Below are 26,910 nucleotides of genomic sequence, written 5' to 3' on the forward strand. Positions count from 1 at the left end.
GGTGCGGGTGTCAGCGGCGGGGCACCACCACCGGCACGCCCGTGCCCGGGTGGGGGAACACATCGACCGGCTGCCCGTACACCTCCTCGATGCGCGCGGCGGTCAGCACCTCGCCCGGCGCACCCGCGGCGACCACCCGCCCCCGCGACAGCAGTGTCACCCGGTCGGCGTACGCCAGCGTGACGTTGAGGTCGTGCAGCACGATCGCCACCGCTGCACCGGCGAGCGCCCGCGCCCGCACGATGCGCAGCACGTCCTCCTGATGCTTCAGGTCGAGCGCCGCGGTGGGCTCATCGAGCATGAGCACCGGCGTCGCCTGCGCGAGCACGCGGGCCAGCGCCACCCGCGCGCGCTCGCCGCCGGACAGCGATGGGAACGTGCGCGCGGCGAACCCTGCGACATCCGTCTCGGCCATCGCGTCGCGCACCGCGGCGTCGTCCTGGTCCTCTGCGGGCGTGCGTGCCCAGGGCGCCCGCCCCATCCGCACCACCTGCTCGACGGTGAACGGGAACGACACGGTGTTCGACTGCAGCAGCACGGCGCGCCGGCGGGCGAGCTCGCGGGGGTGGATGCCGCCCAGCGGCGCTCCGTCGAGGGTGACCGTTCCGCTCGCCGGCGTCAGATCGCCGGCGAGCACTCCGAACAGGGTCGACTTGCCCGCACCGTTGGGCCCGACGAGGGCGTGGACCTCGCCCGCGCGCACCTCGATCGACGCGTCGGCGAGGATGAGGCGCCCGTCGTCGACGGCGACGGACACGCCGGAGGCGACGAGGCGGCTCATGCCCATCCTCCCGACCGGCGACGGGTGCGCACGAGCAGCCACAGGAAGAACGGTCCGCCCACGAGTGCGGTGAGCATGCCGATCGGCAGGTCGGCGAGGGGAACGGCCGTGCGCGCGACGAGGTCGGCGACGGCCAGCAGCAGCGCGCCGCCGAGCGCGCTCGCGATCAGCAGCGGCAGGTGTGCGGGCCCGATGATCATGCGCATCAGGTGCGGGACGATGAGCCCGACGAAGCCGATGATGCCGGCGAACGCGACGGCGGCGCACACGAGGACCGCCACCGTGATGATGACCACGACCCGCAGCAGCTCGACCCGCACGCCGAGGTGACGGGCGGTGCGCTCGCCGAGCGCGAAGAGGTCGAGCCGGCCGGCCACCAGCATGCCTGCGAGGATGCCGACGGCGGTGAGCGGGGCGACGAGGGCGATGTTCTGCCAGAGCGCGCCGTTGAGCGAGCCGAGCTGCCAGAACACGATCTGCTCCCGCGTGGACGTCGTGCCCAGGAATGTGAGGAAGGCCAGTCCTGCTCCGGCGATCGCGTTGATCGCGATGCCGGTCAGCAGCAGCGTCACGACCTCGGTGCGCCCTCCGGCGCGGCTGATGAGATAGACGGCGATCACCGCGGCCAGGCCGCCGAGGAAGGCGGCCCCCGGAGTCGTCCACAGGCCGAACACGGTGAGACCGAAGGTGAGGCTCGCGGCGGCGCCCAGTGCCGCACCCGACGACACGCCGACCACGGCGGCGTCCGCCAGAGGGTTCCCGAAGATCGCCTGCATGAGCACGCCCGAGACGGCAAGGGCCGCCCCCACGAGCAGTCCCAGCACGATGCGCGGAAGGCGTATGTCGAGGATCACCCCGTCTGCGGTGGGGGCGGCCGGCGCGAGGTCCGTGTCGACTCCGATCGCGCGCAGGAGGATGCCCACCACCTCCGAGGGTGACAGCGCGTACTGGCCGAGCCCGAGCGAGATGACGCAGACGGCGATGAGCGCCAGCGCGAGCACGATCGTCGCGACGGCGAAGCGCGACCCCCGGTGCCGGGCCGGAGTCGGGACGACGACCTCCTCGCTCACGACGCCGGGTCGTCGGCGGTGCTGCTCGCCGGCGCGTAGAGGGCGCGCGCCATCGCGCGGATGATCTCCGCCGAGCGGGGCCCGAAGCTGAGGATCTCGGTGTCGTCCATGTCGATGACGCGGCCGTTGCGCCCGGCGGGGGTCTGCGCGACGGCGGGCACGCGAGCGATCAGGCCCTCCACGCCGCCGACCGATTCCAGCCCATCGGTCATCATCACGAGCACGTCGGGCTGTGCGGCCACCAGCGCTTCCGCGGTCATGGGCTTCGTGCCCTCCCACCCGATCTCGGAGGCGACGTCGATGCCGCCCACGGCCTCGATGAGGGAGTCCGCGCCCGAGTCGTGCCCGAAGATGTAGTACACGTTCGCGGCGCCCCGCGCGTAGAGGAAGAGCAGGCGCGCCCGGTCGCCTTCTGCCTCCGGGGCGACCTGGGCGATCTCGGCCTGCGCCGCGGCGATGTCGGCATCGAGCTGGGCGATCAGCGCGGCGCCGCGGCTGGGCACGCCGAGCGCGGTTGCGATCTCGCGGATGAGGTCGTCGGCCGTGTCGAGCCGGCGCTCGTCGGAGAGCACGACCACGGCGACGCCGGCGTCGCGCAGCTGCTGGCGAACCTCCTTCGGTCCGATCGTCGTGTCCGTGAGCATGACCGTCGGCGCGAGCTCGAGGATCGCCTCGGCGTTGAGCGTGTGGCCTGCTCTGGTGACCACGGGCAGGTGCTCGGTGCCGTCGAACGCTGTGGCGACGTCGCGCCCGACGACCTTGTCGCCCAGGCCGAGGGCGAACACGGTCGAGGCGATGCTGCCGGAGATGTCGACCGGAAGGATGCGGCTGACGTCGGTGATCTCGACGCTGCGGCCCTCGGCGTCGGTCACCGTCACCGGGAGCTCGGGCGGGGTCGTGTCGTCGACGGCGGCGATCGCGTGAGTGGGCAGGCATGCGGTGGAGCGGCCCGTCGCTGCGCGCACATCGTCGACGAGAGTGAGCGAAATCAGCGGCTCCGCAGCGTGCGGGCAGTGCTCGTCGGCGGATCGGGGGGATGCCTGTGCGCCCGCGCAGGCGGTGAGCCCGAGCGCCACGACCGCGACGAGCAGCAGCGAGGGACGTCGGCGCATTAGGCAAGCCTAACCTGAAATTTGACGTTCCCTGTACGCGTGCCGTACGTTCGGTGACCGTGGGTTTAGGCCAGCCTAACTCGACTCTCACCCCGGAGAAACTGTGAACAGCACCCTCGCGTCCGCGTCCGACCGCATCCGCTCCCTCGGCGCGACGATCCTGGCCTGCCTCCTCGTGGCGGCGGGGGTGAGTCTGGCGCCCCCGGCCGCCGCCGCTGACGGCCCGTCGATCACGGTCAGTCCCGCGACCGATCTGGACCCCACCGTCGAGAACGTGCTCACGGTGACGGGCTCGGGATTCACCGGTGATGGCGCGGCCGACGGCGCCTACGTCTCGTTCGGCGAGGCGTCGGTGTGGTCCGGCGGTTCTGCCTACCCGTCCTCGGGCTGGGTGGCCGTGTCGTGGGTGCAGCCCGCCCAGATCGTCGACGGCGCGTTCACGACGACGCTCACCATCCCGGCGGGAGCCCTCGATCCGGAGGCCGCCTACCAGGTCGCGACCTCCGCCGCTCACGCGCTGTCGGCCACCGATCGGTCGCTGGACACGTTCGCCGCGGTGTCGGTCGCCGCGAACTCGCCCGGCGACGGTTCGCCCGGCGACGGTGAGCCGGGCGACGGTGAGCCCGGCGACGGTTCGCCCGGCGACGGTGAGCCGGGCGACGGTGAGCCGGGCGACGGCGAGCCGGGTGTGACGACGCCGTCCGTCTCCGTCTCGAAGACGACGGACCTCGCCCGCGACGGCGAGACGATCACGGTGACCGGAACCGGATTCGTTCCCGACCCGCCGTCCACCGACGGCACGCGCCCGCCGCTGGCGGGCAGCTTCGGCGGCGCGTACGTCGTGTTCGGCAAGTTCGCCGACGAGTGGAAGCCGTCGGAGGGGGCCCCGGGGAGCACCCGCACGGTCATCACGCAGCGGTGGGGTGTCGCCGAGGCGGATTTCGGCGGCGCGGTCAACGCCGGCAACGGCGGCTTCCCGATCGCGGCGGACGGCTCGTTCTCGATGGACATCCTCGTGTCCGCATCCGAGGCGGACGACCTGCTGAGGGGGAACTACGGCATCTACACGTACCCCGGCAGCGGCGCGACCCACGCCCCGTTCGAGACGTTCACGCCGCTCAGCTTCGAGCCCGCGCCTGCGCCCGAGCCCGTCTATGAGCCGGTGCTCGCGGTGTTCGCGGACGACGGCATCACGCCGATCGGCGACACCCCGCTGAAGGCGGGTGACACGATCGTCGTGAAGGGGTCGGGGTACGACCCGGGCGCCAATGTGGGCGGCCGCGGGGTGCCGATCCCGAACACCCTTCCGCAGGGCACGTACGTCGTGTTCGGCTCCTTCGCCGACGTGTGGCAGCCCTCTGCGGGCGCACCGTCCTCGAGCCGCGCCGTGGGCGCGCAGAAGTGGGCGCTGGCGGCATCCGTGCTCGATCAGGTTCCGCCCCAGTACCAGGGCGCGATCCGGGCGCAGTGGGTCGAGCTCGCACCCGATGGCACCTTCACGGCCGAGCTGACCCTCGAGGACGTCGTCCCGCCGGCGTCAGGCGGCACCTACGGCGTCTACACGTACGGCGCCGGCGGCGTCGTCAACGCCGCGCAGGAGCAGTCCGTCGCGCTCGACTACGCGTCCGCGCCGCAGCTGTCGACCACCGTGACCGATGCCTCGGCAGACGGGCTCACCGTCCGGGCGCAGGGCGCCGGCTTCGCCGGGGTGACCGGAGCGTACGGCGCGATCATCGAGAAGGGCACCGAGGACGGCGTGACCTCCGGCGGAGGCTACGTCGCCTTCGGGTACTGGGCCATCCCCGGCATCTTCGTGGACGGCGCATTCGATCAGACCGTCGTCGCGCCGGCGGACGCGCTCGACCCGACCAGGCAGTACGAGCTGATCGTGTGGCGCACCCATACGAACCCGACGGCCGAGACGATCCTCGCGCGGGCCGACATCGCGGTGACGGAGGCGCAGTGGGCGGCGGTCACCGGCGCTGCGGGTCCGACCGATCCCGGAAGCGAGCCCGGCACGGAGCCCGGCACGACCCCCGGCACGCCGAGCACACCGGTCACCGTTCCCGGCGGCTCACTGCGCTGGGCGATCTCGTCGAGCTTCGCCTCGTACGTGGTCGGCGGCATCGCGAAGGGCAGCATCTCGGTCGGCGGCGGAGCGACTCGCGCGAACGGACTGTTCCAGTTCGGCCAGGTCGGCGGCAGCACGTACAACCCGTCGACCGGCACCGGCACGGTCGGCTATGCGGGCTCGGTGCGCTTCACCGGGCACGGCGGCGCCCTCGATGTCACCGTCGCGAACCCGCAGGTGCGCATCACCTCGGCCACCCGGGCGGCGCTCTACGTCACCAGCGGCGGCAGTCGGGTGCACTTCGCGAACCTCGATCTCGCCGCGGCGAAGCGCACGTCCGCCGGCGGGGCCGTCACCTACACGGGCGCGCCGGCCTCGCTCACCTCGGCCGGCCTGAGCCAGGTCCTCGCCGGCTACGACACGACGCTGAACCCGGTGACGTTCACGATCGGCTCACCGGCGTCGGCGCCTTCGGGCAGGTCCGGCACGGTCGCCGCCGCCGCGGCGATGAAGACGACGCAGATCCCGCCGGCCCCGCCGGCCACCGCGGGCATCGAGCTGGACGCGGCGACCCTCGCGGCGCTGGAAGCGGGAGAGTCGGTGACGGTGTCCGCCTCCGGTTTCACGGCGAATGAGCAGGGGATCAAGGTCGTCGTCTACTCGACGCCGGTGCTGCTCGGCACGGTGGCGGCGGATGCCTCGGGCACGGCGACATGGACAGGGTCGCTGCCGGCCACGCTCGCCGACGGCGCCCACACCCTCACCTTCCAGGGCTCGGTGGACCTCGGCATCCCCTTCACCCTCGCTCGCGCCACCACCGCGGCCGGCCAGTGCTCGGTCGAGGGCGCGACCCTGCGCTGGGGATACAAGGAGTCGTTCCGCAGCTACGTCGAGGGGATCGCCCACGGCGGGTGGGAGCTCGACGGCATCGTCTACGAGTTCCCCGAGTATGTGTGGAGTGACGGCAGCGGGTCGGTCGATCCGGAGACCGGCGCCGGGCTCGTCGAGTTCGGCGGCGCGCTCCGGTTCACGGGACATGAGGGCACCCTCGACACCACGCTGCGCAATGCGCGTATCGAGCTCGCCGGCAGCACGGGGTACATCGTGTTCGACATCGACGGCGAAACCCAGGACGGTGCCTCCGTCGACGCCACCGACGTCCGCTTCGCCGAGTTCGCCGTGCCCGCAGCGGTGGACGGCGTCATCGCGATCGACGGTGCGCCGGCGACGCTGACCGACTCCGGTGCTGCGGCGTTCGGCACCTATCCGGCAGGCGAGGAGTTCGACCCGGTGACCGCGACGATCCCGGTCAGCGGCGACTGCGCGATCGCGCCGGCGGCCGTGGCCGAAGGCGGAGAGGCGGCTGCGGCCGGTGCAGCGGTCACGCCGATCAGCGCGCAGGAGGCGCCCCTGTGGCCGTGGATCGTCGGAGGCGGAGTGCTGCTGCTGGTCGCCGCCGGCGTCACGGTCATGGTGATCTCGCGGCGCCGTCAGGGGACGAGCGCCTGAACGCACCACCCGCGCGCCGGGGGTGGGACAATGGAGGCATGGCCGACACGGCGCCCACCCCCCAGAACGCGCCCACCCCCGAGAACGCGGACGCACCCGCATCCCCCGAGCACCTCGAGGCGATCAGCGATCGCCTCGAGCACGCCACCATCCGCCGCTCCCCTCGCTACGGCATCTTCCTCGTGCTGGGCGCTGCCCTGGGCGTGTTCGTCGCGATGATCCTGACGTTCGCGTTCAACGGCAACGACCGGCCGGCCGACAACGGAGCGGTGTACTCCGACGGCCAGGTCTTCGGATTCCTCGCGCTGGTCGGCGTCGCCGTCGGCCTGCTGGTCGGAGGCGGTGTGGCCCTGATCCTCGACAAGGTCTCCAGCCGCCGCGCGACGCCGGTCGAGGTCGACCACAAGACCGTCGAGTCGCTCGACTGAGGTCGACGGCGGCTACGCCAGTTCCGCGATGATCGGGTGGATCGCCGCGTCGAAGGCGACGACGTCGCCGCGCAGTCCGTCGGTGACGGCGATGGTGAGCGAACCGATCCACCACACCCCCCGCTGCGTCAGCGGCAGGACCTGCACGTTGAGCTCGAACGAGTGCGCCCGCCGGCCCACCTGACGCTCGTGCTCGGCGATCGCGCTCGCGTAGGCCCGGTACGAGACGCCGGGCTTGGCCGCCGCATCCTTCGCGTAGCGTGCGTTGACGGACTGCGAGTAGGCCACGGCCTCGACCGCGTGCGGGGCGATGGCCTCCCGCAGGACCTCGGCGCCTTCGACCGGGAGGGCCACCAGCGTCTCGAAGCCGTCGACGAGGTCGAGGGGCACCTGGGACGGATGCGCCTGCGGCTCGACGGTCATCGCCCAGTACTCCCGCCACTGCCGCTCGAGCAGGGACTGCGTCTGCTCGTCGCGGTCGATCGTGCGGGGCGGGATGCCGCGCAGATGCGGCAGCTCGTCGGGCGAGCGGATTCCGAGCACCTGGCGCAGGTACAGCGCGAGGATCACGGGCTGCCCCGCGTCCTCGCGAATCACCCATTCGGGCGTGCCGCCGACCATGCCGACAATTGTAGGCCGGGGGTGTGACCGCCCCGCTCGCGGCGTCCGCCCAGGGTCGCCGCCGGTAGGCTTGGCCTGTGGCACAAGCCCCCCACGATCCCTACGCCGCAGCCGGCGTCGACACCGCCGCCGGAGACCTCGCCGTCGAGCTGATGAAGTCGGCGGTCCGGCGCACCCACGGCCCCGAGGTCCAGGGCGGGGTCGGCGGATTCGCCGGGCTCTTCGACGCGTCGGCCCTGAAGGACTTCGTCAAGCCGCTGCTGGCCACCAGCACCGACGGCGTGGGCACAAAGGTCGCCATCGCCCAGGCGATCGACAAGCACGACACCGTCGGGCTCGACCTGGTCGGGATGGTCGTCGACGACATCGTGGTCGTGGGCGCCAAGCCGCTGTTCATGACCGACTACATCGCCTGCGGCAGGCTCGTGCCCGAGCGCATCGCCGACCTCGTCCGCGGCATCGCCGCCGGGTGCGAGCAGACCGGCACCGCACTCGTCGGCGGCGAGACCGCCGAGCACCCCGGGCTGCTGGGGCCCGGCGACTACGACCTGGCCGGCGCCGCCACGGGCGTCGTGGACGCGGATCGGATGCTGGGGGCCCACCGCGTCCGCTCCGGCGACGCCGTGCTCGCCCTCGCCTCCAGCGGACTGCACTCCAACGGATACTCGCTGGTGCGCCACATCGTCGCCGGCGCGGGCATCCGCTATTCCGAGCACGCGGCCGACTTCGGCACGACCTGGGGGGAGGCGCTGCTCGAGCCGACCCGGCTGTACACCCGCCCGCTGCTCGAGCTCATCGGCTCCTCGGCAGGCTCGCCGGCCGACGGCGTGCACGCACTCAGCCACGTCACCGGAGGCGGGATCGCCGCCAACCTCGCGCGCGTGCTGCCGTCGGGAACCTGGGTCGAGGTCGACCGGTCGACCTGGTCGCCGCCGCCCGTGTTCCGCGTGCTGGCCGACGCCGGCCGACTCGAGCTCACCGCCACCGAGGGCACCTGGAACCTCGGCGTCGGATTCCTCGCGGTGGTGACCGAAGCCGCGGCGGAGGCCGTGGCATCCACTCTCTCGCGTGCCGGAATCGCGACCTGGCGGGTCGGCACGGTCAGTGACGGCGTGCGCTCCGACGGCGACTTCGCCGAGGGCGCCAAGGGCGTGGACGGCGGCGCGGTGCGCCTGGTCGGCGCGTATCCGGAAGCGGGAGCGAAGTAAGACCCATGTGCGGCATCGTCGGAATGGTCGGGCAGGGCCCGGTCAACCAGGAGATCTACGACGCGCTCCTGCTGCTGCAGCATCGCGGGCAGGACTCGACGGGCATCTCCACGTCCGAGGCCAACGGCGTGTTCCACCTCTTCAAGGCGAAGGGCCAGGTGCGCGAGGCATACCGCACCCGCGACATGCGGTCGCTGCTGGGCAACATCGGCCTCGGTCATGTGCGCTACGCGACTCAGGGCGTCGCGTCCAGCGAAGAGGAGGCGCAGCCCTTCTACGTCAACGCGCCCTACGGCATCGTGCTCGTCCACAACGGCAACCTCACCAACACCCGGGAGCTGACCGACGAGCTGTTCCACAAGGATCGCCGGCACCTGAACACGAGTTCCGACACCGAGCTGCTCGTGAACGTGCTGGGGGGCGAGCTGCAGGCCACCATCTCCGGTCTCGAGCTCGACCCCGACCAGGTCTTCGAGGCCGTCGCCCGTGTGCACGAGCGCGTCGAGGGGTCCTATGCGGCGGTGGCGCTGATCGCCGGGTACGGTCTGCTGGCCTTCCGCGACCCCTTCGGCATCCGGCCTCTCATCCTCGGGACGCGCCCCGCGACGGGCTCGGGGAGCGGAAGCGGCGGGTACGAGTGGGTGGTCGCGAGCGAGTCGCTCGTTCTCGAGAACGCCGGCTTCGAGGTCGTGCGGGATGTCGAGCCCGGAGAGGCCGTGTTCATCACCGTCGACGGGAAGCTGCACACCCGCCAGTGCGCGAAGAGCCCGCAGCTGGTGCCGTGCTCGTTCGAATACGTGTATCTGGCCCGCCCCGACTCGATCATGAACGGCATCTCGGTCTACGAGGCCCGCCTGCGCATGGGTGAGCGCCTCGCCGACACGATCGCCAAGCACACTCCGCCCGGATCGATCGACGTGGTCATGCCGATTCCGGACTCGGCGAGGCCGCAGGCGATGCAGGTCGCCCGCAAGCTGGGCATCGAATACCGCGAAGGCTTCTACAAGAACCGGTACGTCGGGCGCACGTTCATCATGCCCGGGCAGGCGGTGCGCAAGAAGAGCGTGCGGCAGAAGCTGAACGCGATGTCGAGCGAGTTCAAGGGCAAGAATGTGCTGCTGATCGACGACTCGATCGTGCGCGGCACGACCAGCCGGCAGATCATCCAGATGGCGAGGGATGCCGGTGCCCTCTCGGTCACGTTCGCCTCGGCGGCGCCGCCGGTGCGGTTCCCCCACGTCTACGGCATCAACATGCCGTCGCGGCAGGAGCTGGTCGCGCACGGCCGCACGATCCCTGAGATCGCCGAGGAGCTCGGCGCGGACCATCTCGTGTATCAGGAGATCGACGACCTCAAGGCGGCGATCCTCGAGGGCACCCCGGACGTGGAGGACCTCGACATGAGCTGCTTCGACGGCCGCTACGTCACCGGCACGGTCACCGAAGAGTACCTCGCGTGGGTCGAGGACGTCGTCGCGAGCTGAGGGTTGTCCGCGTTCGGCGCAGCCGTCCGCCGAGCTTGAACATCTCAGGGATCGAGGCGGAGGCCGTCGATGAGCTGACCTGCGAGACCGCTCGCGAACGCCTGCACCTCCGGTCGGTCATCGCGTCTGGCCCAGCCGAGCACCGCCAGGAGCACCGCCCCGAGGATGGCGTCGGCGGCCGATGTGACATCGCCGACCTTGAGGATCCCATCCGCTGCACCCGCCCGGAGCAGCTCCCGCAGAGAGTCCGCGATCGCGGCGTCGTTCAGTGCGAGCGCGGATGCGAGCCGGCCCCCGCTCCCGAGCGAAGCCAGGATGAACGGGCGGATGCTGCGGGCGGCCGCAGAACGACTGGACGACGCCACACCGAGCTCGTCATGATCGACCCGGTCAGCTCGGTGCAGGACTGCTGGTGGTTCCCGTGCCCGGACGAGGAGACCTGCTGAGGGCACCACGGGCGGGGGCAGCCGGACGTCCCGTCACCTAGAGTGAGGACGATGCCCCGACGAGCAGCACCGCCGCGCTCCGAGACCCCGCGCGCTGCCATCGTGACCGGTGCCGGAAGCGACGCCGGTATCGGCTTCGCCGCAGCGCGCCGACTCGCTGCCGCGGGGATGCACGTCCTGGTCACGGCGACGACCGATCGTGTGCTCGCGCGGGCCGCGGAGCTGCGCGCTGCAGGGGCCGAGGCGGTGGGCGTCGTCGCCGACCTCACCCGGACCGAGGATGTCGAGCGGGTGATCGGAGCCGCGATCGAGGCCTTCGGGCGGATCGACGTGCTCGTCAACAATGCGGGCATGACGTCGGTGTCCGACCCCGACGAGCCGGGCGCGATCGACGTGCTGACGCTCGGCGCCTGGCACGCGTCGCTGGAACGGAACCTCACGACCGCCTTCCTGATGACGCAGGCGGCGATCACCCCGATGCGCGCAGCCGGGTATGGCCGGGTGGTCAACGTCGCGTCGCTGTCCGGCCCGGTCCAGGCCTACTCCGGCGACGTCGGGTACCACGCCGCCAAGGCCGGGATGCTGGGACTGACCCGGTCGGTCGCCCTCGATGTGGTGCGCGCAGGCATCACCGTCAACGCTGTCGCCCCCGGCTGGATCGCAACCGCCTCGTCGAGCGACCGTGAACGGGCGATGGGCCGGGCGACGCCGATCGGGCGGCCGGGCACTCCCGACGAGGTGGCCCATGTGATCGCGTTCCTCGCGAGCGAGGGCGCGTCGTACCTGACCGGCCAGCTCATCACCGTCGACGGCGCGAACTCCATCAACGAGGAGCGCGCGGTGGACCCGTCCCCGTGAGGCGGTGAGGAGCCGGAGCGTCAGCGGAAGGCGGCCTCTCCGGTCAGCAGCTGACCGAGGATCAGGGTGTGCATCTCGACGGTGCCCTCGTAGGTGAGGACGGACTCGAGGTTGTTCATGTGCCGGATCACCGGGTACTCGAGCGAGATGCCGTTGGCGCCGAGGATCGTGCGCGCGGTGCGGCAGATCTCGAGCGCCTCGCGCACGTTGTTGAGCTTGCCGATGCTGACCTGCTCGGGGCGCAGCAGCCCCGCGTCCTTGCGGCGGCCCAGGTGGAGGGCGAGCAGGTAGCCCTTGATGAACTCGAGCGACATGTCGGCGAGCTTCTGCTGTGTGAGCTGGAACGCGCCGATGGGCCGACCGAACTGCTCCCGCTCGCGGGCGTAGCTGCGGGCCGCCTCCAGGCTCGACCGGGCGGCGCCGAGCGAACCCCACACGATGCCGTACCGGGCCTCGTTCAGGCACGAGAGCGGGCCCTTCATGCCGCGGGCCTCGGGGAGCATGGCGGATGCCGGAAGCCGCACGCCGTCGAGGACCAGCTCGCCGGTGGCCGAAGCGCGCAGCGAGAGCTTGTGCTTGATCTCGGGCGCGGAGAACCCGGGGCTGTCGGTGGGGACGACGAACCCGCGGACCCCCTCCTCGGTTCCCGCCCAGACGATGGCGACGTCCGCGAAGGGCGCATTCGAGATCCACATCTTGCGCCCGTCGATGACCCAGTCGTCGCCGTCGCGACGGGCACGTGTCTTCATCGCCGCGGGGTCGGAGCCGACATCGGGCTCGGTGAGGCCGAAGCATCCGATCGCCTCGCCGGCTGCCATGCGGGGCAGCCACTCCTGCTTCTGCTCCTCGGAGCCCCACCGCCAGATCGCGAACATGGCGAGCGACCCCTGCACCGACACCAGCGAGCGCAGGCCCGAGTCGGTCGCCTCGATCTCCAGGCACGCGAGGCCGTACTGGGTGGCGGTCATCCCCGCGCACCCGTAGCCGTCCAGGTGCATGCCCAGCACCCCGAGCGAGCCGAGCTCACGGGTCAGCTCGCGGATGTTCGGGATGCCGCCCTGCTCGAACCACTCCGCGATGTACGGCTCGGCGACCGCGTCCAAAGTCTGCCGGACGGCGGCGCGGATCTGGATCTCGTCGTCGGTCAGCAGCTCGTCGAGAGCGGCCGGGTCGGCCGGATCGGGTGCGGGCAGCGACATGGGGTCGATGTGACTCATCGGCGGTTCTCCTCCTGCAGCCAGCGGCGCACGGCGTCGCTGTGTTCGCCGAGTCGCGGCGGCGCCGTGTACTCGGTGACGGGTGTGTCGGAATAGGTGATGGGATGCCGCACCTGCGCGGGGACGCCGGGACCGACATCCACGAGCGGGTCGAGTCCGAGGTCGGCGGCGAGGGCGAACCCCTCAGCGACGGTGCCGACCTTGCCGGCGGGCACGCCGACATCGACCAGACGCGCGACCCAGGTGTCGGCGTCGCCTGCGGCCAGCAGGGCGCCGAGCGCCTGCACGAGGGCGGACCGGTGCTGGACCCGGGCGGCGTTCGTCGCGAAGCGCTCGTCGTCGGCGAGCGTCTCGTCGCCGAGGACCGCGGCGAGCCGGCGGAACTGACCGTCGTTGCCGCAGGCGATCGCGACCGATCCGCCGGCGCACGGCAGCAGCTCGTACGGCGCGATGGACGGGTGCGCGTTGCCCATCCGGGCGGGGGCGGCGCCGGTGGTGAGGTACGACGACGCCTGGTTCACGAGCGATCCCAGCAGGCTCGACAGCAGATTCACCTCGACCCGCTGCCCGCGGCCGGTCGCCTGTCGGGCATGGAGGGCGGCGAGGATGCCGGTGGCGGCATCCTTCGACGTGAGGACATCGACGAGCGCGACGCCCACCTTCATGGGCGTGCCGCCCGCCTCGTCGGGGTCGCCGGTGATCGACATCAGACCGCCCACCGCCTGCACGAGGAAGTCGTAGCCGGGCAGGTGCGCCCCGCCGCCGGCGCCGAATCCGGTGATCGAGCAGTACACCACGCCGGGGTTGGCTGCCCGCACCCGCTCGTAGTCGAGTCCGTGCCGGGCGAGCGACCCGGGGCGGAAGTTCTCGACGAGGACATCTGCGCGCCGAGCCAATTCGCGGGCGAGCTCCACGTCGGCAGGATCGGCGAGATCCAGCAGCACAGACTCCTTGCCTCGGTTCGCGCTCTCGAAGTAGGCCGCCGAGTTCTCGGTCCAGGGCGGGCCCCACGACCGCGTGTCATCGCCTGAGCCGGGACGTTCGACCTTGATCACGCGAGCACCGAGATCGGCGAGCATGGTCGTCGCGAGCGGCCCCGCCAGGACACGACTGAAGTCGGCGACCAGGATGCCGTCGAGAGGAAGGCGCATGTGTCCAGTGTGCGGGAGCCCGACGATAAGCTGAAGGACCGATTTCGACGCCCGACGATACCGTCACGGTATCGAAGGCTCCCGGATGACGTCGACGAGCGCCGCCAAGGCCGGGTTCGGGTCCTCGCGCCGCCAGGCCAGCCGCACCTCGACCGCTCCCAGGCTCGGCGACAGCGGCAGGTAGACGACGGAGTGCACGGGGATGCTCTCGCGCACGCCCGAGAATGTCAGGGCGACCCCCACTCCGGCATCCACCATCAGCAGCTGTGTGGCCGAGTCGACCGCGGTCTCGACCACCCGGGGGACGAATCGGCCGCGCATCGCGAGCTGATTCAGCCGCGCCGACAGCGTCGCGCCTCCGCCGCCGGGAAGGACGATCCACGGCTCGTCGGCGACGTCGGCCGCGGTCACGCTCGGCCTGCCAGCCAGCGGATGGCTCTCGGCGACGGCGATCAGCAGCTCCTCGTGCGCGATCACCCGAGAGTCGACGTCGCGCGGAAGGGCGTCCCACCGCCCGATGACGGCGTCGAGCGCCCCCGAGCGCAGATTCTCGAGCCCGGGCTGCGACAGCTGGGATCCGTACAGCTCCAGCGAGATGTCCGGGCGGCTTCGGCGGAATCGCCGGGCGACGTCGCTGACGATCATGTTGACCGAGGCCCCGGCGAAGCCGAGCCGGATCCGTCCGGTCTCGCCGCGCCGGACGCGCTGGGCGAGCTGTGCGATGCGCTCGGACTGCATGACGAGCTCACGCGCCGGCTGGACGAGCGCCTCACCGACGGCGGTGAGTGCGACCCGGCGCGGGCTGCGTTCGAACAGCTCGGCGCCGAGTTCCGCCTCGAGCGACTTGATCATCCGGCTCAGCGGCGGCTGGGCGATGTGCAGCCGCTGAGCGGCGCGCCCGAAGTGCAGCTCCTCGGCGACCGCGAGAAAGGCGCGGGCCCTGTGCACGTCCATCGAACGAAGCATAGGCGCACCGCCCGCCGGGCGCGGCGCCTAGGCTTGCCGGGTGAGCCCGGCCCCTCGACCCCTCTGGCGCGGTCGCGCGCTCGCGGTGATCGGCGTCGTCCTGCTGGCATTCTCGCTGCGGTCGGCCGTGGCATCCCTCTCCCCGGTCCTGGCCCGCGTCGAGGCCGACTTCGATGTGCCGACGTGGGTCGTGGGCGTGATCGGCAGCGTTCCGCCGGTCTGCTTCGCGATCTTCGGCCTGCTGACCCCCGCCCTCGAGCGCCGATTCGGGCTCGAGCGGCTGGCACTCACCGCTCTGGTCGTCGCCGCGGTGGGGATGCTGGGGCGCACGCTGGCCCAGGACGCCTCGTTGCTGCTGGTCGCCACCGTGCTGATCTTCGCGGCATGCGGCGTCGGGAATGTGCTCCTCCCCCCGCTCGTGAAGGCCTACTTCCCCGACCGCCTCTTCCTGATGACGGCCATCTACACGACCGTGCTCTCCTTCGCCGTGTTCGCCCCGGCGCTGGTGGCGGTGCCGGTGGCGATCGCCGGCGGCTGGCGCGTCTCGTTGGGCGTGTGGGCGGTGCTCGCCGTCGTCGCGCTCATCCCATGGATCGGTCTCGTCGCGCGCGGGCGTGGTGGCCAGGCGCGCGTCACCGGCCCGGACGTCTCCGCCCTCGGCCGCATGGCGCGCATCCCGATGGCGTGGGCGCTCGCGATGGCCTTCGGATCGTCGTCCGCTGTCGTCTACACGATGGCGATGTGGATGCCGCAGCTGCTCACCGATGTCGCCGGCCTCGACGATGCCGCCGCGGGGGTGCTGCTCGCCGTCTTCGGCGGAATGGGACTGCCCCTCGGGCTGCTCGTGCCCCTGCTGGTGCGCCGCGTGGGCCGGATCGGCCCGCTGTTCGTCTGGGCGATCGCGGCGGGGACGCTGGGACTGCTCGGCCTGATGGCGGTGCCGACGGTCCTGCCGTGGCTCTGGGTGAGCCTGCTCGGGCTGGGCCTTCCTACCCTGTTCCCGCTCGTGCTGGTGCTGATCGGCGTCCGCACGCGGTCGCACGAGACCGCCGTCGCCCTCAGCGGCTTCGCGCAGTCGGCGGGCTATGCCGCCGCCGCGACCATTCCGCTGGCGTTCGGCCTGCTGCACGAAGTAACCGGCGCGGGGGCGAACGGCTGGACGGTGCCGCTGCTCATGCTCGCGGTCATGACTGTGCTGATCGTTCCCGTCGGCGTGGTCGCGTCACGTCCCCGCACGGTCGAACAGGAGTGGGAGCGCCGTCACGGCGCCTGGTGAGACCGGAGCGCTACGCCTTCTCGTCCTCGTACTCGTCCGCGTACTCGTCCGCCCAGCGGTCGACGTAGAGGTCGTCCCCGTCGCTCGGGGTGGCGAGCTCGCGCTCCAGCGCACCCAGGTTGACGTGCTGCGTGTCGTACTTCAGCTCGCGGGCGATCTTTGTGTTCTTCGCCTTCTGACGGCCACGCCCCATGCGTAACCCCCTCATGAGTTTCTAGCTGCGGGTATCGGCATTCCCGCGCGTTCACGAATCCGGCTCGGTGGCCGGTAAGAGTAGCATTCAGGATAGCACGGGGCCTTGCACCCGAGACTTTCACCGGCCGGTGCGGAGAGGGCGCGGAGGATGACGGACGACCCACGAGACGACGGCGCCGCGGGCGGTCTGGATGCCGCGAGCGACCTCGACGAGACCCGCTTCCGCGGGTCTGTGGTGGCCGCCGTGGTGCCGGAGCAATCGCCCCGCGTGCTCAAGGAAGCGGCGCGATACGCGCGGCTGCTGGGCACCCGCCTGGTCGTGGTCAACGTGGACGTCACGCGGTTCGTGACCTATGAGGATCCGGACGGCTATGTCCACTCGGCGCCGATCGACCTGCACGTCAATCCCGGCGGCGATGACCTGGAGGTCGTGCGGGCCGAGGCGACCGCTGTGCTCGAGGGCCGCGATGTCGAGTGGACCCTCGAGCAGCTGGTCGGCGACCCCGCCCTGGCGATCAAGCATCTGGCCGATCGCATCGATGCGAAGCTGATCGTGGTGGGCACCCGCAAACGCGGCCTGGGCGAGTCGATCCGCGAGTTCTTCACCGGATCGGTCGCCGCCCGGCTCGCCCACCGGCAGCACCGGCCGATCCTCGTCGTCCCGCTCGGCGAGCCGGTGCCCGACGACGAGTCGATCTGGCCCGAGTGACTCACCGGAGGATCAGGATCGGTCCGGTGCGCCGGATGGTCTCATCGCGCTGATCCGGCGGCTCCGGCTCACGCGCCTCGCTCGGGGCGTCGTCTTCCGGGTCGGGGGCGCGCATGTCAGCCTCGCAGTGCGCGGGTGACGTTGCGCCCGGCCTCGTCGAGCGCCTTCACGAGATCGTCGACGACGGATGCCGCAAGCTCACCGCCGCGGGCCACGTGGGAGCGCAGGTCGCTGCGGACCCGGGCGCGGAACTCGTTGATCGCGGCGTCCGCGATGTGCAGCTGTTCGCGGCTGCGTGCCCGGGGGTCGTCCTCCCGAGCGGTGTGGCGCGTGCTCTGCTCGCGCTGCTGGCCGGCTGTGGCGGCGAGGTCGGCTCGCAGACTCTTCATCGCCTCGCGCACGCTGCTGCGCACCTCGTCGGCGATGAGCCGCACCGAGTCGGCGAGGTCGGCCTCGATGCCCTCGAGATCGGCGGCCCGTGCGGAGACCTCGGCGCGGCCGGCATCGGTGATCGCGTAGACGGTCTTGCGGCCGTCGACGCTCTTGGTGACCAGGCCCTCCTCCTCCAGCTTCGCCAGGCGCGGGTAGATCGTGCCTGCGCTGGGGGTGTAGGTGCCGCCGGTGCGGTCGGAGAGCGCCTGGATGATGTCGTACCCGTGGCGCGGCCCCTCGTCGAGCAGGCTCAGCAGATACAGGCGCAGATCGCCGTGGGAGAAGACGGGGGTCATCACCACTCCTCCTCGTCGAGCGTCGCCGGCGCGGCGACGGGGTTGCGCAGCACCGTGATGTCGCCCGAGACGGAGTTGGCGCGCACGTCGGCGAACGAGCCGCTGAGCACGCCGGTCGAGCCGGAGTAGTTGGTGGTGGGCCCTGTGCCCTTGCCCGAGCGGACGACGCCGTCGATCTGCACGCGCCCGCTCACGCTGCGCACCACGTAATTGGCCGGCAGGCCCTCATCGAGTCGCACCGTGGTGCTGCCGCTGACCGAGTTGAGACTGATCTGGTCGACGTCGCCGCCCGAATCGATGAGGATCGCACCCGAGACCGAGTCGACGACCGCCTTGCGCATCCTTCCGGTGGCGGCGAGGTCGCCCGAGACGGTGTTCGCGTTGAGGTTCCCGACGAGCTCGCGGATCTGCATGTCACCGGACACGGCGTTCAGCGAGAGGTTCCCGGTGATCCCGTCGACGATGATGTCGCCGGAGACGGTGTTCAGTCGGGCATCGGTCTGCAGGCCCGAGACGAGCGCGCTCGCGCTGACGACGCCGAGCGTGAGTGCGACCGTGCGGGGCACGGCGACGCTGATCTCCGCCTTGGGGCCGCCTGCGCCGAAGTTGCGGAACACCTCGAGGAAGTTGTCCCAGCGCAGCTGCGGGTGATCGATCTCGACGACGTCGCCGGTCACCTCGACGCGCAGGTCCTTGACGGTGACGCCGTGCACCTCGATGCGGGCCCCCGGCTCGTCATGTGCGACGACGTCGACCTGGCCGCCGACGAGGCTGATCTTGAGGCGACGGACGTCTTCGATGTCGATGACGCGGGTGTCGCCGGGATGGATGAGCCACTTCTCCATGGTCATGGGATCTCCCTTGTGTGAAGTCCTGATCGCGATATATCGCGTGTGGCGAGCATAACACGATATATCGCGATCGTGTCAAAGAGTTTCGTCCTCGCCCGGATTCCCGGCGCGGGCAACTGTGTGCTTGACCTTGACGCGGCGTCAACCTCTAGCGTGGAGCGCACACGGAGAGAGGAGGGCGAGATGGAGTGGTCCATCCAGCAGATCGCAAAGCTCGCGGGCACGACCAGTCGCACCCTGCGGCATTACGGCGACATCGGGCTGCTCGCACCGTCGAGCGTCGGCCGCAACGGCTACCGCCACTACGACGAGCGGGCGCTCGTGCGACTGCAGCGCATCCTGATGCTGCGCGAGCTCGGACTGTCGCTGCCGCAGATCGCCGAGATCCTCGACCGGCCGACCACCGAGGAGCACGCGCTGAGCGCGCACCTCGACTGGCTGCGGCAGGAGCAGGACCGGCTGACGCGCCAGATCGCGTCGGTCGAGCACACCATCGACACGTTGAAAGGAGGTGAACAGCTCATGGCAGAGGAGATGTTCGACGGCTTCGACCACACGCAGTACAAGGACGAGGTCGAGCAGCGCTGGGGCGCAGACGCCTATGCGCGCAGCGACGCGTGGTGGCGCGGCCTGAGCGCCCAGGGAAGGGATGACTTCACGGCCCGCTCCCGGCAGCTCGGCGTCGACTGGATCGCCGCGGCCGAAGGCGGCCTGGCACCCGACAGCGCCGAGGCGCAGGACCTCGCCCGCCGCCACGTCGAGTGGCTGGCCGGCATCCCCGGCACCCCCGCCGCTTCCGGCGGCGACATCAAGGGATACGTGACCGGGCTGGGCGACATGTACGTCGCCGACCCGCGCTTCGCTGCGAACTACGGTGGCGTCCAGGGCGCGGAATTCGTCCGCGACGCCCTGCACGCCTACGCAGATGCGAACCTGTAGAGAAAGGAAGACGGATGCCGTGGCCCCCCGGTCACGGCATCCGTCATCCTCCCCCGCGCGCGCCTACGTGCGCGAGCGTCCTCCGGTGATGACCCGGAAGAGGAACACGATCAGGGCGATGACGCCCACGACGATCGCAACCCACAGCAGCCAGTTCAGCGCCGTGTTCAGGCCGCCGACGATCGCAAGGATGATCGCGACGACGATGATGATGATCAGGGCGAGGTTCATGTGTTGCTCCTTCCGCCTGGCGCCTCTCACGCTAGGGGGTGCGCAACCGCGGTGCCGAGGGGTTGACGGGCGCTGATCGGCGATGCTACGCCGCCTTCCGCGTTGTCAAGCCCCTCACCTCGCCACGCCGGGGCGCCTACCGTCGATCGCGACGAAAGGAGTCGCCATGCCGGGACGACGCGGATCGAATCTGAAGGACCGCGAGCTCTACGAGGAGCTGCGTGACGAGGGCGCCTCGAAGGAGAAGGCCGCGCGGATCTCCAACGCCGCCGCCAACGAGGGACGCAAGAGCGTCGGCCGCCGCGGCGGGAAGGCCGAGGACTACGAAGACCGCACGGTGGATGAGCTGCGCAAGCGCGCCAAGGATCTCGGTCTGCACGGGTACTCGGGCAAGAAGAAGTCCGAGCTGATCTCGATGCTGCGCAACCATTGAGGCGCGTTCGGCCCTACGACGATCCCGGCTACCGCCGCGTGCGCGCCGGCTCCGGATTCCGATACGTCGATGCGAAGGGGCGGCCGGCACCGGCGCGCGCTCGGGCACGCATCGACGCCCTCGTGATACCGCCCGCCTGGAAGCAGGTGTGGATCTGCACCCACGCCGACGGACACATCCAGGCCGTCGGCGTCGACGACGCCGGCCGGCGCCAGTATCTGTATCACCCCAGCTGGTCGGCCGGGAGGGATCGCGGCAAGTACCGGCGCATGCTGGCGCTGGCGGCCGCCCTGCCGGCTGCCCGAGCGCAGGTCACCACGGCTCTGCGGCGGGACGGACTGGATCGCGAGCGGGTGCTCGCGGCGGCGTTCCGGCTTCTTGACACGGCGGCGCCCCGGATCGGCTCGGAGCGCTACTTCACGCGGCACGGCAGCCGCGGACTCACCACGCTGCAGCGTCGCGACGCCGTGGTGGAGACGCCGCTGGTCTCGCTGACCTTCCCCGGCAAGAGCGGAAAGCGCCAGCTCATCGAGCTCGACGACGCCGACCTCGCCGGAGTCATGGCCATGCTGGCCGAGGGGCGCCCGCGCTCGGCGCTGCTGTCCTGGCAGTCGGGCAGGCGGCGGGTGGCGCTCACCCCGGCGGAGGTCAACGCGCACGTGCGCAGCCTCACCGGCGGCGGGTTCACCGCGAAGGACTTCCGAACGCTGCGCGGCACGGTGACCGCGGCGGCGGCCCTGGCCCGCATCGGCCCTGTCGACCGCAAGACCGACCGCAAGCAGGCGGAGCTGCTCGCGGTGCGTGCGACCGCCGAGCTGCTGGGGAACACGCCGGCGGTGGCACGGGGCTCGTACATCGACCCGCGCATCTTCCGGCGATATCGCGACGGCCAGGTGCTCGACCTGAACATCTCCGCCGAGTCCGCACTGCGGGCGCTGCTGACCCCCGGCCGGTGACTGCCGAGGCGCGCCGCCATGGGAGAATGGCGACGATACGCTTCTGTATCGAAGCCGCGCCGGCGGCAGCCCGTCGTCACCCTGTCTGAGAGCACCCGTGTCGAACCTCGCCGTCCTGAGCCTGAAGAACCGCGCCCTCATCGCCCTCGTGACGATCGTCGCCGCGGTGTTCGGCGGCATCGCCCTGGTCAACCTCAAGCAGGAGCTCATCCCCTCGATCGAGTTCCCGCAGCTGTCGATCCTGACGACCTACCCGGGCGCCTCACCGGACGTCGTCAGCAACGACGTGTCCACGCCGATCGAGTCGGCCATCCAGGGGATCCCCGGCCTGGAGTCGACCACCGCCACGAGCACGACGAATGCGTCGATCGTGCAGGCATCCTTCACCTACGGCACCGACCTCGCCACCGCCGAGCAGAAGATCCTGCAGGCGATCAACCGGATCGAGAGCCAGCTGCCCGACTCGGTGGAGCCCAACGTCATCTCGTTCTCGATCGACGACCTGCCGGTCATCGCCCTGGCCGTCACCGGTTACGACGACGCCGAGACCATCCAGGACCGGCTCGAGACGGCGGTCATCCCCGACATCGAGGACATCGACGGCGTCGCCGCCGCGCAGGTGCTGGGCGGTCAGGGGCAGCGGGTGGTCATCGTGCCCGACCAGGAGGCGCTCGCCGACGCCGGATACTCCCAGGCCGCCATCACCGACGCGCTCGATCAGAACGGCGTCCTGTTCCCCGGCGGAACCGTGACCGAGGCAGATCAGACGCTGACGGTGCAGACCGGGACGAAGCTGACCTCGGTCGACGAGATCGCCGCCCTGCCGCTGGTGCCGGCCGATGCCGCGCAGTTCGCCGAGGGCACGGTCACGATCGCCGATGTCGCGTCGGTGAGCCTCGGCCAGGATCCGGTCACCTCGATCTCGCGCGTGGACGGCGAGCCTGCGCTGACGATCTCGATCACGAAGCTCCCGGCCGCCAACACGGTGGATGTCTCGCGCCTGGTGACCGCGGCGATCCCCGACCTCCAGGACGCCGTGGGCGCGGATGCGCAGTTCACCGTCGTCTTCGACCAGGCGCCCTACATCCAGCAGTCGATCGAGGCGCTGGCCCAGGAGGGCCTGCTCGGGCTCGTGTTCGCGGTGCTCGTGATCCTGGTCTTCCTCATGTCGGTGCGCTCCACGCTCGTCACGGCGATTTCGATCCCGACCAGCGTCCTGATCACCTTCATCGGCATCCAGGCCTTCGGCTACTCCCTGAACATCCTCACCCTGGGCGCCCTCACCATCGCGATCGGGCGCGTCGTCGACGACTCCATCGTCGTCATCGAGAACATCAAGCGCCACTACATCGGCACAGCCGACAAGCGGGCGTCGATCCTGATCGGGGTCCGCGAGGTCGCGGCGGCGATCACGGCATCCACCATCACGACCGTCGCCGTCTTCCTTCCCATCGCGTTCGTCGGCGACATGACCGGTGAGCTGTTCCGCCCGTTCGCCCTCACCGTCACCATCGCCATGTCGGCGTCCCTGTTCGTGGCGCTCACGATCGTGCCGGTGCTCGCCTACTGGTTCCTGCGGCCCGGCAAGCCCCTTCTCGACGAGCACGGCACCGAGATCGACCCGCAGGATCCGGCCGCGCCGCCGTCGCGCCTGCAGCGCGCGTACCTGCCGATCCTCACCTGGACGCTCAAGCACTCGTGGACCACGGTGCTGCTCGCCGTGCTCGTGCTGGCGGGGACGATCGCCGTCGCCCCGTTCATGAAGACGAACTTCCTGGGCGACTCGGGACAGAACACGTTCACCGTGTCGCAGCAGCTGGGCCAGGCATCCAGTCTCGCGGCCGAGGACGCGGCCGCGGCGCAGGTGGAGGAGGTGCTGCTCTCGGTCGACGGCATCGAGACCGTGCAGACGACGATCGGGTCGACCGGCTCGCCGCTCGCCGACGCGTTCGCAGGCGGCGGCGCGGGGATCACCTACTCGATCACCACCGACCCGTCCGCCGACCAGGAGCAGATCCGCGCCGACGTGCAGGAGGCCGTGGACGGTCTGGAGGATGTCGGCACCGTGACCGTCTCGGCCGGCCGGGGCGGCTTCGGCTCGACCGACATCGAGGTCGATGTCACCGCGCCGGACGCCGCGACGCTGCAGGAGGCGACCGACGACGTCGTGGCCGCCCTCGAGGGGCGGGACGGGATCGGTCAGGTGACCTCGAACCTGGCGGCGTCGCTCCCGTACGTCGCCGTCACGGTCGACCGTGACGAGGCGGCGGCGCTCGGGCTCTCGGAGGTCGCTGTCGGGGCGCTCGTGTCGAATACGATGCAGCCGCGCCAGGTGGGCACGGTGGAACTCGACGGCACGGGTGTGACCGTGTACCTGGAGGCGGCGGACGTGCCGCAGACGATCGACGAGCTGAAGGCGCTCGAGATCGCGTCGGCGGCCGGTCTCATCCGGCTCGACGAGGTGGCGACCATCGCGGAGAGCGAGGGCCCCACCTCGATCACCACGCAGCGCGGGCAGCGCACCGCGACGGTGACCGTCACCCCGGCCACCGACGACCTGACCGCCGCCAGCGCCGCCGTCACCGAGGGGCTGGCCGACACCGAGCTGCCCACCGGTGCCGACGCCGCAGTCGGCGGGGTGCTCTCGCAGCAGACCGACGCGTTCGCGCAGCTGGGGATCGCGATGCTCGCGGCGATCCTGATCGTCTACATCGTCATGGTGGCGACGTTCAAGTCGCTGCGCCAACCGCTGCTGCTGCTGATCTCGGTGCCGTTCGCGGCCACCGGCGCGATCCTGCTCCAGATCATCACCGGGGTGCCGCTGGGTGTCGCCTCGCTGATCGGCGTGCTCATGCTCATCGGCATCGTCGTGACCAACGCCATCGTGCTCGTCGATCTGGTCAACCAGTACCGCGAGAAGGGTCTGTCGGCGCACGACGCCACGATCGCCGGCGGCTCCCGCAGGCTGCGTCCCATCCTGATGACCGCGCTGGCGACGATCTTCGCGCTCACGCCCATGGCGCTCGGGATCACCGGGCACGGCGGGTTCATCTCGCAGCCCCTCGCAATCGTCGTCATCGGGGGACTGATCTCGTCGACGCTTCTGACGCTCGTCGTGCTGCCCACCCTGTACAACCTCGTCGAGGGAGCGAGGGAGCGGCGCGGCGCGAAGCGCTCCGGCGCTGCGGTGGACACCGCGGGCGAGGTCGCGCCGCCCACGGGCCCCGTCGCGGCGTCGGCGGGGTCCCCCGCGTCCGCCGTCGCCGACGGCATCCCGGCGCTCCCGCCCGTCCAGCAGACGCGTCGCACTCGTCGCGGCCGCTGAGACGGCAGCTCCGGCCCGCGCAGGCGCTGCGCGAGACTGCGGGTGAACGCGCCCACCCACACGAAGATGAGGGTGAAGCCGATGCACTCGAGAGCCGCGAGGTTGATGGCGCCCACCAGGAAGACCGAGAAGGCGGTGAGCAAGGCGACGCCGATCGCGACCGTGAGACGGACGAACCGTGGCGCGATGTGCCGGCGCCGTGCGATCACCATGCCGAGCACTCCGAGGAAGGATCCCATGATCCCCGAGGCGGCGCGATCGTGCAGGAACGGATTGGCGTTCAGGGGGATGAGCCCCACGCAGAGCATGTGCACGCCGACCGAGACCAGCAGCACGTACAGCGTGCGCGACGGTCGGGTGCGCAGCAGCGCGTGGAGCATGCGCAGGTCGGCATGGACGCGGGTGGCGAACACGGCGATGAGGATCCCGGTGATCACGAGCGTTGCGTTGAAGATGTGCCCGGAGAAGTCGTCGGCGGTGCCGAGCTCGCTGAAGTGCAGCTGCCACCACTCGGTCGCCCGCGTCGTCGTGATGGAGAGCAGGGTGCCCCCGGAGAGGACGGCGGCGATGGCCGCCGCGAGGCGGGGCGGTGTGGCGATCAGTGTCAGCGAGGTCATATCGGCGCGCGGTGCTCGGGGCGCCACGTGGACGGCGGATCCCCCAGGCCCCCGGCCCCTCCACCATCTCGCCAGCGCCGGGTTTGATCTTCGCCTCCCCAGCACGACGGCCGAAGCCATCACCTCGATCTAACCCGAAGTCACCCGAAAAGTCGCGTTGATGACCGCCGAGCCGCCCGGTTCGGCCGATTCGACGGCACGTGATGCCGTGCCGTCAGCCCTCCAGTGCGATGCCCCACTCGAGCTTCCAGGACTCGCCGGGCTCGAGCCGGCGCAGACCCCGCCCCGAGTTGAAGGCGTCGGCGGGGGCGGTCATCGGCTCGATGGCCAGCGCCCGCGACTGACCGGGATACGACGTCGTGGTGAACGCCTGCACGTAGTCGAAGCCCGGGCCCGCCCACAGCACGACGCGACGCCCGTCGGGCGCGGTCACCGTGTGCCGCGCGCGACCGTCGGCGTCATGCACCACACCGCCCCACGCGTCGTCGAGCTCGACGTCGGCCAGGCGCCGCCCGTCACGCAGGTCGTGGGGCGTGCCGTCCACCGGCTCCGGATCGCCGGGCAGCAGCCGATCATCGACGGGGAAGTGCTCCGTCGCCGCCAGCGCGAGGACGAGCTCGCCGGGGTCCACGTCGCCGATCGTGACGAAGGGATGCACTCCGAGGGCGACGGGGGCGGCATCCCCTCCTGTGTTGACCAGCTCGTGCGCGACGTCCACGCCGGTGTCGGTGAGGCTGAATCGCACCAGGGTGTCGAGCTGGAACCGGTACCCGAGCTGCGGGAACACCGTCGCGGTGAGCTCGAGCGTGCTGTCGGTGCGAAGCGCCACGTCGTAGGGGGTGTAGCGCAGCAGTCCGTGGATCGCGTTGCTGCGCTCCGGCTCGGTGATCGCGAGGCGCTGCTGCTGCCCCTCGTGGGTCCAGACCCCGTCGCGGATGCGGTTCGGCCAGGGCACGAGCACCACGCCCGAACAGGACGGCGCCGGCGTGCCGAGCGGATATGGCGGCACGATGTCGACGCCGCCGACGGTGAGGCCGCGCAGCGCGGCGCCGACCTGGGAGATGTGCGCCGCGACGGCGCCGCGATGCAGATGGAACTGGATGCCGGTGGGCTCGCCGACGATGCGATCGGTCATCGTGACACGGTACCGCGCGACCGGCGCGCGCAGGCGAGTTCCCAGGTGGGATCGATAGAGTGTGACGGTCGGCTGGAGACACCGCGACGCGTTCGCGGATGGGTTTGTGAGTCTCAGGGGCCGATGTGAGCGCCGGATCTCGGCGACAGAAATCACTGTGAATGGCCCCGGCCGACGGATGTCCGGGTTTGTTCTCGTGCGAGACAACCCAGAAGGACACACCCATGCCCAAGAGCAGGAAGCCGGCCGCCGGCCGCGCCCAGAACTTCGATCCCCGGTACGCCCGCAACAAGCCCGGCAGCAAGAGCCCGAAGCATCGCGGCCATCGCCCGGACGAGCGGGATGCCGCGCCCAAGCGCCGCTGGACCGCACAGGAGAAGGCCGGAAGGGATGCCGCGCGCGGCCGCCCGGACCAAAAGTCGGGGCGAGCACACGACACGCCGTGGGGGGACCGTCGTCGCCCGGCGAGTCGCGTTTCCGACCCGACTTTTGGTACGGGGGAGGAACGAGGTCGTCGGGCGGATGCCCGCCCTCGGCGGGTCGACCAGGCCCGGCCGCTCCGGGACTACGACGACCGGCCGCGCCGCACCTTC

Annotated in this window: 24 protein-coding genes and 2 pseudogenes; 12 read left to right on the plus strand and 14 right to left on the minus strand. The window is 71.0% G+C overall.

The genetic code is table 11. From position 1 onward, the window contains the following. Window positions 1–10: 10 nt before the first annotated feature. The 3 genes from ACIWQI_RS05060 to ACIWQI_RS05070 are packed head-to-tail and all read right to left on the minus strand — an operon-like array spanning window position 11 to window position 2,963. Complete coding sequence (locus tag ACIWQI_RS05060) at window positions 11–781, minus strand: heme ABC transporter ATP-binding protein (RefSeq protein ID WP_396656029.1); 771 nt, start codon at window positions 779–781, stop codon at window positions 11–13. Beyond that, window positions 778–1,851: a FecCD family ABC transporter permease gene (locus ACIWQI_RS05065; RefSeq protein WP_396656030.1), complete on the minus strand. Its 1,074-nt coding sequence runs from the start codon at window positions 1,849–1,851 to the stop codon at window positions 778–780. Before ACIWQI_RS05065 ends, ACIWQI_RS05060 begins: the two co-directional genes overlap by 4 nt. Then, entirely contained in the window at window positions 1,848–2,963 is a 1,116-nt protein-coding gene (locus ACIWQI_RS05070) for a hemin ABC transporter substrate-binding protein (RefSeq protein ID WP_396656031.1), read from the minus strand. The genes ACIWQI_RS05065 and ACIWQI_RS05070 overlap by 4 nt, the downstream gene beginning before the upstream one ends. Before the next feature lie 103 nt (window positions 2,964–3,066). Between ACIWQI_RS05070 and ACIWQI_RS05075 the strand changes: the two genes are divergently transcribed. Together ACIWQI_RS05075 and ACIWQI_RS05080 are read left to right on the plus strand one after the other, a co-directional pair. Next, window positions 3,067–6,543 carry an HtaA domain-containing protein gene (locus ACIWQI_RS05075; protein ID WP_396656032.1) on the plus strand — a complete coding sequence of 1,159 codons (3,477 nt, stop codon included), beginning with the start codon at window positions 3,067–3,069 and terminating at the stop codon, window positions 6,541–6,543. A 38-nt stretch (window positions 6,544–6,581) separates the two neighbouring features. After that, entirely contained in the window at window positions 6,582–6,971 is a 390-nt protein-coding gene (locus tag ACIWQI_RS05080; protein ID WP_396656033.1) for a potassium transporter Trk, read from the plus strand. 12 nt (window positions 6,972–6,983) lie between these two features. On the opposite strand, the gene ACIWQI_RS05085 is transcribed toward ACIWQI_RS05080, so the two are convergent. After that, window positions 6,984–7,592, minus strand: a complete 609-nt coding sequence (locus tag ACIWQI_RS05085) for a zinc-binding alcohol dehydrogenase (RefSeq protein ID WP_396656034.1) — start codon at window positions 7,590–7,592, stop codon at window positions 6,984–6,986. A gap of 77 nt (window positions 7,593–7,669) precedes the next feature. On the opposite strand from ACIWQI_RS05085, the gene purM reads away from it, so the two are divergent. Together purM and purF are read left to right on the plus strand one after the other, a co-directional pair. Continuing rightward, window positions 7,670–8,800 (plus strand): phosphoribosylformylglycinamidine cyclo-ligase, encoded by a 1,131-nt coding sequence (gene purM / locus ACIWQI_RS05090; RefSeq protein ID WP_396656035.1) that lies wholly within the window; start codon window positions 7,670–7,672, stop codon window positions 8,798–8,800. Window positions 8,801–8,805: 5 nt separating this feature from the next. Beyond that, complete coding sequence (purF, locus tag ACIWQI_RS05095) at window positions 8,806–10,284, plus strand: amidophosphoribosyltransferase (protein ID WP_396656036.1); 1,479 nt, start codon at window positions 8,806–8,808, stop codon at window positions 10,282–10,284. Between the two features lie 44 nt (window positions 10,285–10,328). Here purF and ACIWQI_RS05100 read toward each other — a convergent pair whose 3' ends face one another. Beyond that, window positions 10,329–10,649 carry a hypothetical protein gene (locus tag ACIWQI_RS05100; RefSeq protein WP_396656037.1) on the minus strand — a complete coding sequence of 107 codons (321 nt, stop codon included), beginning with the start codon at window positions 10,647–10,649 and terminating at the stop codon, window positions 10,329–10,331. Window positions 10,650–10,781: 132 nt separating this feature from the next. Here ACIWQI_RS05100 and ACIWQI_RS05105 point away from each other — a divergent pair, with 132 nt between their 5' ends. Beyond that, on the plus strand, window positions 10,782–11,588 hold the full coding sequence (locus ACIWQI_RS05105; RefSeq protein WP_396656039.1) for an SDR family NAD(P)-dependent oxidoreductase: 807 nt from the start codon (window positions 10,782–10,784) through the stop codon (window positions 11,586–11,588). A 20-nt stretch (window positions 11,589–11,608) separates the two neighbouring features. On the opposite strand, the gene ACIWQI_RS05110 is transcribed toward ACIWQI_RS05105, so the two are convergent. The 3 genes from ACIWQI_RS05110 to ACIWQI_RS05120 all read right to left on the minus strand — a co-directional run bounded on the left by ACIWQI_RS05110 (window position 11,609) and on the right by ACIWQI_RS05120 (window position 14,910). After that, window positions 11,609–12,805, minus strand: coding sequence for an acyl-CoA dehydrogenase family protein (locus tag ACIWQI_RS05110; RefSeq protein ID WP_396656040.1), 1,197 nt, complete (start codon window positions 12,803–12,805; stop codon window positions 11,609–11,611). Next, window positions 12,802–13,956, minus strand: coding sequence for a CaiB/BaiF CoA transferase family protein (locus ACIWQI_RS05115; protein ID WP_396656041.1), 1,155 nt, complete (start codon window positions 13,954–13,956; stop codon window positions 12,802–12,804). Before ACIWQI_RS05115 ends, ACIWQI_RS05110 begins: the two co-directional genes overlap by 4 nt. Window positions 13,957–14,019: 63 nt before the next feature. Then, window positions 14,020–14,910: a LysR substrate-binding domain-containing protein gene (locus tag ACIWQI_RS05120; RefSeq protein WP_396656042.1), complete on the minus strand. Its 891-nt coding sequence runs from the start codon at window positions 14,908–14,910 to the stop codon at window positions 14,020–14,022. A gap of 52 nt (window positions 14,911–14,962) precedes the next feature. Between ACIWQI_RS05120 and ACIWQI_RS05125 the strand changes: the two genes are divergently transcribed. After that, on the plus strand, window positions 14,963–16,198 hold the full coding sequence (locus tag ACIWQI_RS05125) for a CynX/NimT family MFS transporter (RefSeq protein ID WP_396656043.1): 1,236 nt from the start codon (window positions 14,963–14,965) through the stop codon (window positions 16,196–16,198). A 10-nt stretch (window positions 16,199–16,208) separates the two neighbouring features. Here the strand turns inward: ACIWQI_RS05125 and ACIWQI_RS05130 are convergent, their stop codons facing one another. Next, the gene (locus ACIWQI_RS05130) at window positions 16,209–16,391 is read right to left on the minus strand and encodes a DUF3073 domain-containing protein (protein ID WP_396656044.1); all 183 of its coding nucleotides are present in this window, start codon (window positions 16,389–16,391) and stop codon (window positions 16,209–16,211) included. Between the two features lie 150 nt (window positions 16,392–16,541). Between ACIWQI_RS05130 and ACIWQI_RS05135 the strand changes: the two genes are divergently transcribed. Then, entirely contained in the window at window positions 16,542–17,102 is a 561-nt protein-coding gene (locus tag ACIWQI_RS05135) for a universal stress protein (RefSeq protein ID WP_396656045.1), read from the plus strand. Between the two features lie 116 nt (window positions 17,103–17,218). On the opposite strand, the gene ACIWQI_RS05140 is transcribed toward ACIWQI_RS05135, so the two are convergent. Further along, window positions 17,219–17,830 carry a PadR family transcriptional regulator gene (locus ACIWQI_RS05140; RefSeq protein WP_396656046.1) on the minus strand — a complete coding sequence of 204 codons (612 nt, stop codon included), beginning with the start codon at window positions 17,828–17,830 and terminating at the stop codon, window positions 17,219–17,221. After that, complete coding sequence (locus ACIWQI_RS05145; protein ID WP_396656047.1) at window positions 17,830–18,681, minus strand: DUF4097 family beta strand repeat-containing protein; 852 nt, start codon at window positions 18,679–18,681, stop codon at window positions 17,830–17,832. The genes ACIWQI_RS05140 and ACIWQI_RS05145 overlap by 1 nt, the downstream gene beginning before the upstream one ends. Window positions 18,682–18,864: 183 nt before the next feature. On the opposite strand from ACIWQI_RS05145, the gene ACIWQI_RS05150 reads away from it, so the two are divergent. Beyond that, the gene (locus tag ACIWQI_RS05150; RefSeq protein WP_396656048.1) at window positions 18,865–19,620 is read left to right on the plus strand and encodes a MerR family transcriptional regulator; all 756 of its coding nucleotides are present in this window, start codon (window positions 18,865–18,867) and stop codon (window positions 19,618–19,620) included. Window positions 19,621–19,683: 63 nt separating this feature from the next. On the opposite strand, the gene ACIWQI_RS05155 is transcribed toward ACIWQI_RS05150, so the two are convergent. Further along, window positions 19,684–19,851: a hypothetical protein gene (locus ACIWQI_RS05155; RefSeq protein ID WP_396656049.1), complete on the minus strand. Its 168-nt coding sequence runs from the start codon at window positions 19,849–19,851 to the stop codon at window positions 19,684–19,686. 166 nt (window positions 19,852–20,017) lie between these two features. Between ACIWQI_RS05155 and ACIWQI_RS05160 the strand changes: the two genes are divergently transcribed. From ACIWQI_RS05160 to ACIWQI_RS05170, 3 genes are all read left to right on the plus strand, one after another. Beyond that, window positions 20,018–20,284 carry a Rho termination factor N-terminal domain-containing protein gene (locus tag ACIWQI_RS05160; protein ID WP_396656050.1) on the plus strand — a complete coding sequence of 89 codons (267 nt, stop codon included), beginning with the start codon at window positions 20,018–20,020 and terminating at the stop codon, window positions 20,282–20,284. Next, window positions 20,281–21,240, plus strand: coding sequence for a DNA topoisomerase IB (locus tag ACIWQI_RS05165; protein WP_396656051.1), 960 nt, complete (start codon window positions 20,281–20,283; stop codon window positions 21,238–21,240). Before ACIWQI_RS05160 ends, ACIWQI_RS05165 begins: the two co-directional genes overlap by 4 nt. Window positions 21,241–21,337: 97 nt before the next feature. After that, a complete protein-coding gene (locus ACIWQI_RS05170) occupies window positions 21,338–24,565 on the plus strand; it encodes an efflux RND transporter permease subunit (RefSeq protein WP_396656052.1) in 3,228 nt (1,075 codons plus the stop codon). A gap of 101 nt (window positions 24,566–24,666) precedes the next feature. Here ACIWQI_RS05170 and ACIWQI_RS05175 read toward each other — a convergent pair. Beyond that, window positions 24,667–25,302: pseudogene (locus ACIWQI_RS05175) on the minus strand (DUF998 domain-containing protein); the annotation flags it as partial. A gap of 94 nt (window positions 25,303–25,396) precedes the next feature. Beyond that, window positions 25,397–26,317 (minus strand): aldose 1-epimerase family protein, encoded by a 921-nt coding sequence (locus ACIWQI_RS05180; RefSeq protein WP_396656054.1) that lies wholly within the window; start codon window positions 26,315–26,317, stop codon window positions 25,397–25,399. A gap of 224 nt (window positions 26,318–26,541) precedes the next feature. On the opposite strand from ACIWQI_RS05180, the pseudogene ACIWQI_RS05185 reads away from it, so the two are divergent. After that, window positions 26,542–26,910: pseudogene (locus tag ACIWQI_RS05185) on the plus strand (ATP-dependent helicase); the annotation flags it as partial.

This window comes from Microbacterium sp. (assembly GCF_044508325.1).
In the GTDB taxonomy this organism is placed as follows: Bacteria; Actinomycetota; Actinomycetes; order Actinomycetales; family Microbacteriaceae; genus Microbacterium.

Coding starts and splice junctions, on each gene's coding strand:
- ACIWQI_RS05060 (WP_396656029.1), bottom strand. CDS start 781: ATGAGCCGCCTCGTCGCCTCCGGCGTGTCCGTCGCCGTCGACGACGGG.
- ACIWQI_RS05140 (WP_396656046.1), bottom strand. CDS start 17,830: ATGACCCCCGTCTTCTCCCACGGCGATCTGCGCCTGTATCTGCTGAGC.
- ACIWQI_RS05135 (WP_396656045.1), top strand. CDS start 16,542: ATGACGGACGACCCACGAGACGACGGCGCCGCGGGCGGTCTGGATGCC.
- purF (WP_396656036.1), top strand. CDS start 8,806: ATGTGCGGCATCGTCGGAATGGTCGGGCAGGGCCCGGTCAACCAGGAG.
- ACIWQI_RS05110 (WP_396656040.1), bottom strand. CDS start 12,805: ATGAGTCACATCGACCCCATGTCGCTGCCCGCACCCGATCCGGCCGAC.
- ACIWQI_RS05180 (WP_396656054.1), bottom strand. CDS start 26,317: ATGACCGATCGCATCGTCGGCGAGCCCACCGGCATCCAGTTCCATCTG.
- ACIWQI_RS05150 (WP_396656048.1), top strand. CDS start 18,865: ATGGAGTGGTCCATCCAGCAGATCGCAAAGCTCGCGGGCACGACCAGT.
- ACIWQI_RS05115 (WP_396656041.1), bottom strand. CDS start 13,956: ATGCGCCTTCCTCTCGACGGCATCCTGGTCGCCGACTTCAGTCGTGTC.
- ACIWQI_RS05130 (WP_396656044.1), bottom strand. CDS start 16,391: ATGGGGCGTGGCCGTCAGAAGGCGAAGAACACAAAGATCGCCCGCGAG.
- ACIWQI_RS05120 (WP_396656042.1), bottom strand. CDS start 14,910: ATGGACGTGCACAGGGCCCGCGCCTTTCTCGCGGTCGCCGAGGAGCTG.
- ACIWQI_RS05155 (WP_396656049.1), bottom strand. CDS start 19,851: ATGAACCTCGCCCTGATCATCATCATCGTCGTCGCGATCATCCTTGCG.
- ACIWQI_RS05070 (WP_396656031.1), bottom strand. CDS start 2,963: ATGCGCCGACGTCCCTCGCTGCTGCTCGTCGCGGTCGTGGCGCTCGGG.
- ACIWQI_RS05105 (WP_396656039.1), top strand. CDS start 10,782: ATGCCCCGACGAGCAGCACCGCCGCGCTCCGAGACCCCGCGCGCTGCC.
- ACIWQI_RS05145 (WP_396656047.1), bottom strand. CDS start 18,681: ATGACCATGGAGAAGTGGCTCATCCATCCCGGCGACACCCGCGTCATC.
- ACIWQI_RS05085 (WP_396656034.1), bottom strand. CDS start 7,592: ATGGTCGGCGGCACGCCCGAATGGGTGATTCGCGAGGACGCGGGGCAG.
- ACIWQI_RS05160 (WP_396656050.1), top strand. CDS start 20,018: ATGCCGGGACGACGCGGATCGAATCTGAAGGACCGCGAGCTCTACGAG.
- ACIWQI_RS05080 (WP_396656033.1), top strand. CDS start 6,582: ATGGCCGACACGGCGCCCACCCCCCAGAACGCGCCCACCCCCGAGAAC.